This window comes from Psychrobacter urativorans, assembly GCF_904846675.1.
In the GTDB taxonomy this organism is placed as follows: Bacteria; Pseudomonadota; Gammaproteobacteria; order Pseudomonadales; family Moraxellaceae; genus Psychrobacter; species Psychrobacter urativorans_B.
This window is the reverse complement of sequence record NZ_CAJHBT010000029.1, coordinates 20608-28929: the sequence shown is the minus strand read 5'-3', so window position 1 is coordinate 28929 and position 8322 is coordinate 20608. Positions and strand designations below refer to the sequence as shown.

Here is an 8322-nt window from a genome sequence, read left to right as displayed (position 1 = left end):
ATTATAATATTATTAAGTATAATATTCATGTAGAAACGAGAAACCATTGAGGTAAGTCTTTTACTTTTGTAAAAACTTAAGTTAAATAGGTTAATATTCAAGCAATACTAGCGAAATAGTTCTATCTTAGTCGTAATGACAGCCCTTATTTGGCTGTTAAATACCAAAGAACGATTATAATTAATAAACAATGTCAAAGTAAGCAATATAACCTAGATGCCAGCTATATGAGGATATTATGAAGCCATTTTCTATGATGCTATCGGTGCTTGCCATCGGTATCACCTCCAGCGCCGCGATGGCTGACGGCGCAAGCCTCCCCAAAGTCAGCCCTGCCAATAGCGATCTGGTAAACCAAGGTGCGTATATCGCGCGTGCTGCTGACTGTATGTCATGCCATGGTGAGGATTATACCGGTAGCAACACACCGATTGCCACGCCGATGGGCGAAATTTACTCTCCTAATATTACCCCCTCTAAGCGTTACGGTATCGGTAATTACACTGAAAAAGATTTCAAAAACGCTTTGCAAAAAGGCCGTGCGCCTAATCGTATGCTTTATCCCGCCATGCCTTACCCGTCTTATAACGGTATGGCTGACGAGGACATCAGTGCCCTGTTTGCTTATATGCAGACCGTACCGGCAGTCAATGAAGCGTCAGAGAATAAAACCGATTTACCATTTCCGTTTAATATTCGTAGTTTGATGTTAGGTTGGAATGCTATTAATATTCCATCAACTGCTAAGCGTACTGGACTGAATGAAACGCAGCAGCGCGGCGAATATTTAGTCAATAACCTTGAGCATTGCGGTACCTGTCATACGCCGCGCAACAGCACCATGGGCTTTGATAAATCCATGTACTTATCTGGCGCGCCACTTGGTAGTTGGCATGCCCCAAATATTACCCCTGACAAAGACAGTGGTATCGGTAGCTGGAGTGAGCAAGACATTGTTACTTACTTGCGTACCGGTGAGCTCGATCAGCGTGCCTATGCTGGTGGGCCTATGGGAGAGGTAGTCGCACACAGTACACGCTATCTAAAAGATGAAGATTTAGGCGCGATAGCCTCTTATCTAAAAGCCGTGCCTGCTATTCAAACCGATGACAAAATCACACAGATTGATACTGCACGTCTACCAAGACCGATAAACGCCTCGATTACTCATGACCTTATCGCTCAAAAAGACTATCTGGCACGAGCAAAAACCAGTGCTAGCAACGACAGTAATTCGCCAAAAGCGCTTTATCTTGCAGCGTGTGGCAGCTGTCATGGGGTCAGTGGTTACGCACAGCCTGATGCCGGTTATGCGCCTATCGTTGGTTTGAGCAGCATTCGCCGTGATAAACCTAACGCACTAGTTAATGTCATCGCCCATGGTATTGACAGCGCTACCAACACCAGACCTAAAATGCCCGGCTTCTCAGAGGACTTAGACAGCGAGCAGATTGCTGGTATCGCCAATTACGTTCGCGTCAACTTCGGTGGTATAGAAAACAGTGACGTGAGTGCCGCTGACGTCGACCGTATCATGACAACGAAGCCCGATCAGCCTTTCTTGATTAAGAATGCAGGGCTATTAGCTTGGCTTGGCGTTATTGCAGTAGTATTACTGCTTGGTTTATTGGTGTGGTGGTTAATTCGTCGAATGGGCCGCGCTCATTGATAGCAGGCTCATTAAGCTAGGAGCGGGCAAGGCTGTATGCTTTGCTCGGAGAACCTAGACTTAACGATGACCCGTTACTAATAATTAAGACCGTTTAAAGATGATCTGATAGCAAGATTTAAAAGGACAAAACGATGACAGATATTCTTAAATCCCCGACCCGTCGGCAATTACTCAGCATGATTGGTAAAACCGCTGGGGCGACTGCAATGTATCAGGCAATGACCACATTAGGCTTTGCCTCTGAATCTACCTTTACAGAGGCGATGGATCTCAAAGGTGCGCCTCCTGGCGCCAGTATTATTGTTCTTGGCGCTGGTCTAGGCGGCCTCACGGCGGCTTATGAGCTGCGCAAAGCAGGCTATAACGTCAAGGTGCTCGAATACCAAAACCGTGGCGGTGGTCGCAGTTGGACGTTAAACGGTGGTGATGAATATACCGAGCTTGGTGGTGGTAAGGTCACTTGCGACTTTGAAGAAGGCAACTACCTTAATGGTGGACCATGGCGTCTGCCCAGCCATCATTATGCCGTATTGCACTATTGCAAAAAGTTTGGTGTCGAATTGCAGCCCTTTATTCAGACAAATGACCGTGCTTACTTGCACCGTGCTAATCATTTTGGTGGAGCACCACAGCGTTTAGGCGATGTCAAAAGTGATATACGCGGTCACGTCTCAGAGCTGTTATCAAAAGCGGTCAACGTCGGCAGCCTTGATCGTTCAGTGAATACGGAAGATAAAGAAAAGCTATTAGAAGGCCTGAAAGGCTGGGGTGTCCTCGATAGCGACTATCGCTATCGAGCAAGTGAGGCGACCGGCACACGCCGCGGCTATAGTGTCTATCCGGGTGGTGGACTGATGCCGAATTCTGAAGCATCTCAGCCGTTACCGATAGGTGAGTTATTAGATTCCGGTATGTGGTCAGATATCTATAACAACTACACGTTGTATGAGCATCATCCAACGATGTTCCAACCGGTTGGTGGTATGGGTAAGATTGGTGATGCCTTTACTCGCGAGTGCCGTGATATGATCGAATTTAATGCTAAAGTCACTAAGATTCATCAAGATGAAAGCGGCGTGACGGTCACTTATGTGGATAGCAACAATCCGGACGGCGAAACCAAAACCGTTCGTGCTGACTGGTGTGTGTGCAATATACCCCTATCGATATTGTCCCAACTAGATATCAATGTTTCAAAACCAATGAAGCAAGCGATAGCAGCAGTGCCTTATGATACTTCATTTAAAGTAGGCTTAGAGTTTAACCGCCGCTTCTGGGAAGAAGACGAGTGGATTTATGGCGGGGTAACCTATACCGATTTGCCGATTACCCAAATCTCTTACCCTTCGCAAAATATGTTCGGTAATGGTTCAGGGGTGCTACTTGGCGGATATGGTTTTGGCGCGACTTCTTATAAGTTTAATACCTTAACCCCGCAAGAGCGCATCGATGCCGCCTTAGCTTATGGTAAATATATCCATCCGCAATATCCAAAAGAGTTCCGCTCAGGGACTTCAGTAGTGTGGCATCGTATCCCATGGACACTAGGCTGCTATGGTACTTGGACTGAAGAAAGACGTGAACAGTTTTACGATACGCTATGTAGTATTGATAACCGTATCGTACTGGCAGGCGAGCACTGCTCAGACATTCCTGCATGGCAAGAAGGGGCTATTCTGTCTGGTATGGATACGGCTAAGCGTCTACATCAAAAAGCAAAAATGCTCGGTTAAACTTCATAAAAATAATATATTTAGAGGCTATCATGAAAATTATGAAACCCAAAGCGCTTGCTATGATATTGCTTAGCGCAAGTGCCGCCGCCGCATTATCAGGCTGTAGCCAACATGCGGGCGATGATGCAGAGACGATTGGCAGTAAGCAAGCCGCCGTGCAACCAACTGATAATCAGGCCAGCCGTAACAACGGCGCATGGGGCGGAGTCTATATGAGCCGCGATGAGCTCCGCGCGCCACCGACTAATGTCGTCGATGTCAGCTCATTGCCAGCCATGGCAGACGATCCAAATATGGTGAAGTGGCAAGAGAAATTTGAAGGTACAGAGGTAGAGACTAGGTATGAAGGTGCAAATGCACAGGCTAGGTCTGAAGGTACAAGTGAACAGGCTATGTTTGAAAATACAAACGGCTTTGTCACCACCGATGGTGAAAAGCTATACCACGACTCTTGTGCCGCCTGTCATATGCACAAAGGCGAAGGCGCGCAAGGGGCAGGTTATTATCCGCCGCTTGCTGATAACAGCAAGATGCAGTCTAAATATTATGTCATTAGCATCCTAATGAACGGCTTTCGTGGCATGCCAGCTTTTCATGGCATGATGAACGATGAACAGATGGCCGCCGTGACTCAGTATGTTCGTAGCGAGCTAAATGATTATAAAGATCCAGTGACTACGGCTAATGTAGCGCAGCTTCGCCATGCTAATCCACCGGCAGCGGCTGGAGACCCTACTGAGTAAAGTTATCTTATATAATAGTCAAAATATAAGTTACTGATTCAGTATTAAACAATAAAAAAGCGCTCGATAATATTATCGAGCGCTTTTTTATTGTTTGGTTTTCTCTGATAGCAAAAGAGTTTGCTTTATAAGCTTATTACTATTATTCAGGTCTTGCAGACCATACTGGCGAACGGATAATACCTTGACCAGATTTACCAAAAGACTGACCACCATTCAATGATTTAATCGTCAAGACGCCTTTGCCGCCTTGGATTGATGCATATACCACCCGTTTACCATTGGGTGAAAAACTTGGTGCTTCATCGATACCGGTATTGCCAAGATTGGCCGTTACCGCGCCGTTGCTATTCATAATAGCCGCTGATCGCCCACTCAAAAAGGCAATCTGCGTGCCATCGCTACTAAACTGTGGGCTGGTTGCATAGCCACTATTGGACACTTTAGTTGTCCGCCCTGAACCAAATTCATAACGATAGATTTGCGGTTTATTAAAGCCAGCTCTATCTGAGACGAATACAAACGATTTACCATCAGGAGCGTAGTTTGGCTGTACTTCACTGCTAGGCCAGTTGGTCAGTTTTCTTGGCGTGCCGCCGCTTGAACTGGTTTCATAAATATTAGCACTGCCCTCAAAACTACTAGAGAATAGAATTTTGCTACCGTCAGGGGAGAATGAAGGGCTTAGGTTGCTACCAGGGTAAGGCGTAATCACATGGGCAGCACCGCCGCTGACGTTTTGAACATAAATCACAGGATATGATTTTTCACGTTGTACCGCATAGGCGATACGGTTGGCATCCGGTGACCATGCTGGCGAGAAGATGGAGCCGGTGACTTCAGTGATAGTTTTGGCATTTTCACCATCGGCATCCATGATTTTTAAGCGTGACACTTTATTGTTGCCACGACCGGTCTCTTCAATATAGGCAATGCGCCCTGAAAAGTCGCCCGGCGTGCCAGTAATCAGCTCATAAACCTTATCGGCGATGACGTGACCAGCATAACGCATACTTTGCGCATCTTTATCTGAGGATAAGCTTTGCTTGCCTCCTAGCACTTGACCCGATTGCACATTGATGACTTCGTAATTAGTAACAATTTTGCCGCGATCGGTGCGTGTACTACCAACTACTAAATAGGGAATTCCCAACTGTTGCCAGACCGGTAAAGTTCCAGCCAGCTCGCTACTACTGCGCGGCTGCTGCGGTAAGTTTTTATTAGTCACTGTCAGCTCAGTTCTACTTAGGTCGTTTAGGATAATAGGTGACAGCACCGAGTCCCCAGCAAACGGCACAAAGGCGACTTGGTTCTGCTGCACAGGAATTTCATAATCTAATTGTAAAACTACTGGTGCAGCCAAGCTACTTTGGGCAACCAGCAAGCTTGAGGCGCTGGCAAGTAAGGTAATTAATAGCTTTTTATGAGTACGCATGACCAAATCAGGCTCCTAAAATCGAGTAATAAACGCTTTTGACACGTTTTAAGTTGGGCGTTACGTTAAGGTAATAAGGTACGCAGCGCAAGTTGCTTAAGGTAAAATTGGCTTTAATCTAGCCACTCAATCATAAGGTGGTTATCTATATGAATTAATTAGTAACGTGTTCTGATTAAGAGATACTTAATTTGCAATATCAGCTGCTACCACTAAACTGAATGGTAAAGGTTGGGTATTTTGGGTCATCCGCATCAATAGGCAGAGTGCCTATGTTCATTACCGCCTGTTTTGCTGCCTCATTGACGGCACTATCAGAGCCTGAGGCTGAGACATTGACCACATGACCACTGGTATTAACGGTAATGGTTAAAGTAGTGCGTTGAGTAGAGCCTTTAATGGCTATTGGTGGGTTATAATTACGTTTGATTAAATTGATAATCTCGTTATTACTGGTACCGCGACTGCCGCTTGAAGCGCTGCGTCCACTACCCTTTGATGGGTTAGAAGTTGTCGTATCACCAGATAAGGTCGATTGCCCATCTGACAAACTATAGTTCTTACCGCTACCGCCTGAGCTGCCAGAGGTGATTTCTATCTTAAGCTGGGTGCTGTTAGGCTTTTCAATTTTTGGTGGGTTATTCTTCTTGTCTTGAAACTCCTTGAGCCTTTCATTCTCTTCATTCAGACTGCTTTTTTTATTTTTCTCAACACGTTCAAACCGCTCTAACGCCAAGTTATCTTGCTGTTCTGCCCATTCTGCAAGGCCATTCTCATACTCTTGTGATTGCTCAGTGAGGCGCTCCTGCTGTTCTTGACTCATGAGTATCGGCGCATCAGTATGACCGTCAGCAGAGTTGTCCGATTGCTTAAATACAGGCACTCGTTGAGAGGTTGGTTGTGAGTTATTGGCACCAGCGATACTTGAATCATTTGAGTTAAAAGGCTCACTACTCACAGCACCACTCGGATTATTGTCCATTTGCGTGCCATCAGAGGCCGCTGCGCGATTGACCAATATTTGTCCTTGCATCTCCGCCAACTGTTCTGGTGATACCATAACCGTTTCAATGCTACCGCTAGTGTCTATTTTTATATATTGATAATTATAAATCAATATTCCAATAATGAGACCATGCGCCAGCAAGCTGAGTAGGGTGGGCAGCATGAGGCCGTCACCTTCAGGCTGAGTAGGAACATAGACGGCAGGAGCATTATTCATGGGCATGGTTCATCGGGTTATTTACTTGTTAAAACTAACTGTTTTAGAACAATCTGGTTTAAAAGAGTATCGGTACATTACTATTAATTTTTTTCCATAGACAACTATTATATAGTGAATTATTTATAACTGCGGCGTAGGCAAGGGCGCACCTGTTAATAACCCTATCTTTTTGATACCGGCTTGTTGTAAGTTTGCCATCAGGCCCATGATTGCCCCATATTGGTTATTTTGGTCAGCATTGATCATCACTTGTAGCGGTTGCAGCCCTTCAGCACTACCTTGCGTTTGTAGATTGGTTAAGGTGTTAATCAGCTCCGGCTCACTAATGGGCATGTCGATATTATTCTCATAACTGATAAATATCTCGCCACTACCCGTTAAAGAGACAATGACTGGTAGCTGATTTTGGCTTAAGGTATTGGTCTGCTCTCTAGGCAAATCCACATCGACGCCGGTGGTCATCATGGGAGTGGTCACCATAAAAATAACCAGTAGCACTAACATGACATCGATATAGGGCACGACGTTCATTTCAGAATTAAGGGCTATCTTCTTACGGGCGTAAGGGCTTGGTTTCATAGTCCTGTTACCTGAGTGGCTGCCACCTTATTGGCTTGCGCAATTTGGGTGGTTTGCGCGGGAGTCGTTGGATTATCCGTGCTGGTTTCACGTTGCAGCATACCGGTCATCTCATCACAAAACAGCGCCCGCGAGTCATATAGTCGGCCTGATTTTGAGGTGAAGTGGTTATATGCCAATACCGCAGGAATAGCGGCAAACAGCCCCATTGCGGTGGCAATAAGCGCCTCAGCGATACCAGGAGCGACTGAAGCAATGGTCGCCTGCTCAGTTTGTGATAGCCCTAAAAAGGCATTCATAATGCCCCATACTGTCCCAAACAGACCCACATAAGGGGCGACTGAACCTATACTGGCAAGGGTGGAGATACCAGATTCAAGTTGCTGCTGTTGGCGTCCTAGCCCAACTCGCAACTTGCGCTCAACGCCATCGATAATGTTGTCCTTGGGCTGACGCTTCTTATGCATTCTTAAATATTCTGAAAATCCTACATAAAATATCTGCTCAAGACCTTGGCGGTCGGGGGAGCCTTGAATGCCTTGATAGAGCTTGGCTAAATCTTCACCTGACCAAAACCACGTCTCAAACTGCTCATCGAAGTTTTTGGCCGTACCTAAACGTGAGCTGAGACGAAAAATAATCACCCAGCTCAATAGCGAAGCTAACAATAGCAGCGCCATTACAATCTGTACCAGCAGACTGGCTTGGGTAATAAGGTCGATAATATTTAATGATTCAGACATGTAACGGACTCACTGGCGATTAACAACAACCTGCTTAAACATATATATTTAAGCCAGATAAAACCTCAAAAATATAACGTATTGCTTCTTTTTTAAAGCGATTTAAGAGCGAAAATATAAAAATTCATCCAAAATATCGCACGATAATTGCTGCACACTTATATCAACCCGCTAGTGTACTGCTAAATG

At 45.5% G+C, this 8322-nt stretch carries 7 protein-coding genes; 3 read left to right on the top strand and 4 right to left on the bottom strand.

All coding sequences use genetic code 11. The annotated features are described in order from the left end of the window. The first annotated feature begins 238 nt into the window (after nucleotides 1–238). The 3 genes from JMY06_RS10970 to JMY06_RS10960 all read left to right on the top strand — a co-directional run bounded on the left by JMY06_RS10970 (nucleotide 239) and on the right by JMY06_RS10960 (nucleotide 4151). Nucleotides 239–1669, top strand: a complete 1431-nt coding sequence (locus tag JMY06_RS10970) for a cytochrome c (RefSeq protein ID WP_201618291.1) — start codon at nucleotides 239–241, stop codon at nucleotides 1667–1669. Nucleotides 1670–1803: 134 nt separating this feature from the next. Beyond that, complete coding sequence (locus tag JMY06_RS10965) at nucleotides 1804–3405, top strand: flavin monoamine oxidase family protein (RefSeq protein WP_201618290.1); 1602 nt, start codon at nucleotides 1804–1806, stop codon at nucleotides 3403–3405. A gap of 32 nt (nucleotides 3406–3437) precedes the next feature. Continuing rightward, nucleotides 3438–4151, top strand: a complete 714-nt coding sequence (locus JMY06_RS10960; RefSeq protein WP_201618289.1) for a c-type cytochrome — start codon at nucleotides 3438–3440, stop codon at nucleotides 4149–4151. A 142-nt stretch (nucleotides 4152–4293) separates the two neighbouring features. On the opposite strand, the gene JMY06_RS10955 is transcribed toward JMY06_RS10960, so the two are convergent. From JMY06_RS10955 to tolQ, 4 genes are all read right to left on the bottom strand, one after another. Next, nucleotides 4294–5586 carry a PD40 domain-containing protein gene (locus JMY06_RS10955; protein WP_201618288.1) on the bottom strand — a complete coding sequence of 431 codons (1293 nt, stop codon included), beginning with the start codon at nucleotides 5584–5586 and terminating at the stop codon, nucleotides 4294–4296. Nucleotides 5587–5785: 199 nt separating this feature from the next. Beyond that, the gene (locus tag JMY06_RS10950) at nucleotides 5786–6808 is read right to left on the bottom strand and encodes a cell envelope integrity protein TolA (RefSeq protein WP_201618287.1); all 1023 of its coding nucleotides are present in this window, start codon (nucleotides 6806–6808) and stop codon (nucleotides 5786–5788) included. Nucleotides 6809–6931: 123 nt separating this feature from the next. After that, a complete protein-coding gene (tolR, locus tag JMY06_RS10945; RefSeq protein WP_201618286.1) occupies nucleotides 6932–7390 on the bottom strand; it encodes a protein TolR in 459 nt (152 codons plus the stop codon). Further along, nucleotides 7387–8133 carry a protein TolQ gene (gene tolQ / locus JMY06_RS10940; protein WP_201618285.1) on the bottom strand — a complete coding sequence of 249 codons (747 nt, stop codon included), beginning with the start codon at nucleotides 8131–8133 and terminating at the stop codon, nucleotides 7387–7389. Before tolQ ends, tolR begins: the two co-directional genes overlap by 4 nt. Nucleotides 8134–8322 lie beyond the last annotated feature (189 nt).

Bases quoted from the DNA above. Each gene is read 5' to 3' on its own strand.
- JMY06_RS10955 (WP_201618288.1), bottom strand. From the start codon at position 5,586: ATGCGTACTCATAAAAAGCTATTAATTACCTTACTTGCCAGCGCCTCA.
- JMY06_RS10965 (WP_201618290.1), top strand. From the start codon at position 1,804: ATGACAGATATTCTTAAATCCCCGACCCGTCGGCAATTACTCAGCATG.
- tolQ (WP_201618285.1), bottom strand. From the start codon at position 8,133: ATGTCTGAATCATTAAATATTATCGACCTTATTACCCAAGCCAGTCTG.
- tolR (WP_201618286.1), bottom strand. From the start codon at position 7,390: ATGAAACCAAGCCCTTACGCCCGTAAGAAGATAGCCCTTAATTCTGAA.
- JMY06_RS10970 (WP_201618291.1), top strand. From the start codon at position 239: ATGAAGCCATTTTCTATGATGCTATCGGTGCTTGCCATCGGTATCACC.
- JMY06_RS10960 (WP_201618289.1), top strand. From the start codon at position 3,438: ATGAAAATTATGAAACCCAAAGCGCTTGCTATGATATTGCTTAGCGCA.
- JMY06_RS10950 (WP_201618287.1), bottom strand. From the start codon at position 6,808: ATGAATAATGCTCCTGCCGTCTATGTTCCTACTCAGCCTGAAGGTGAC.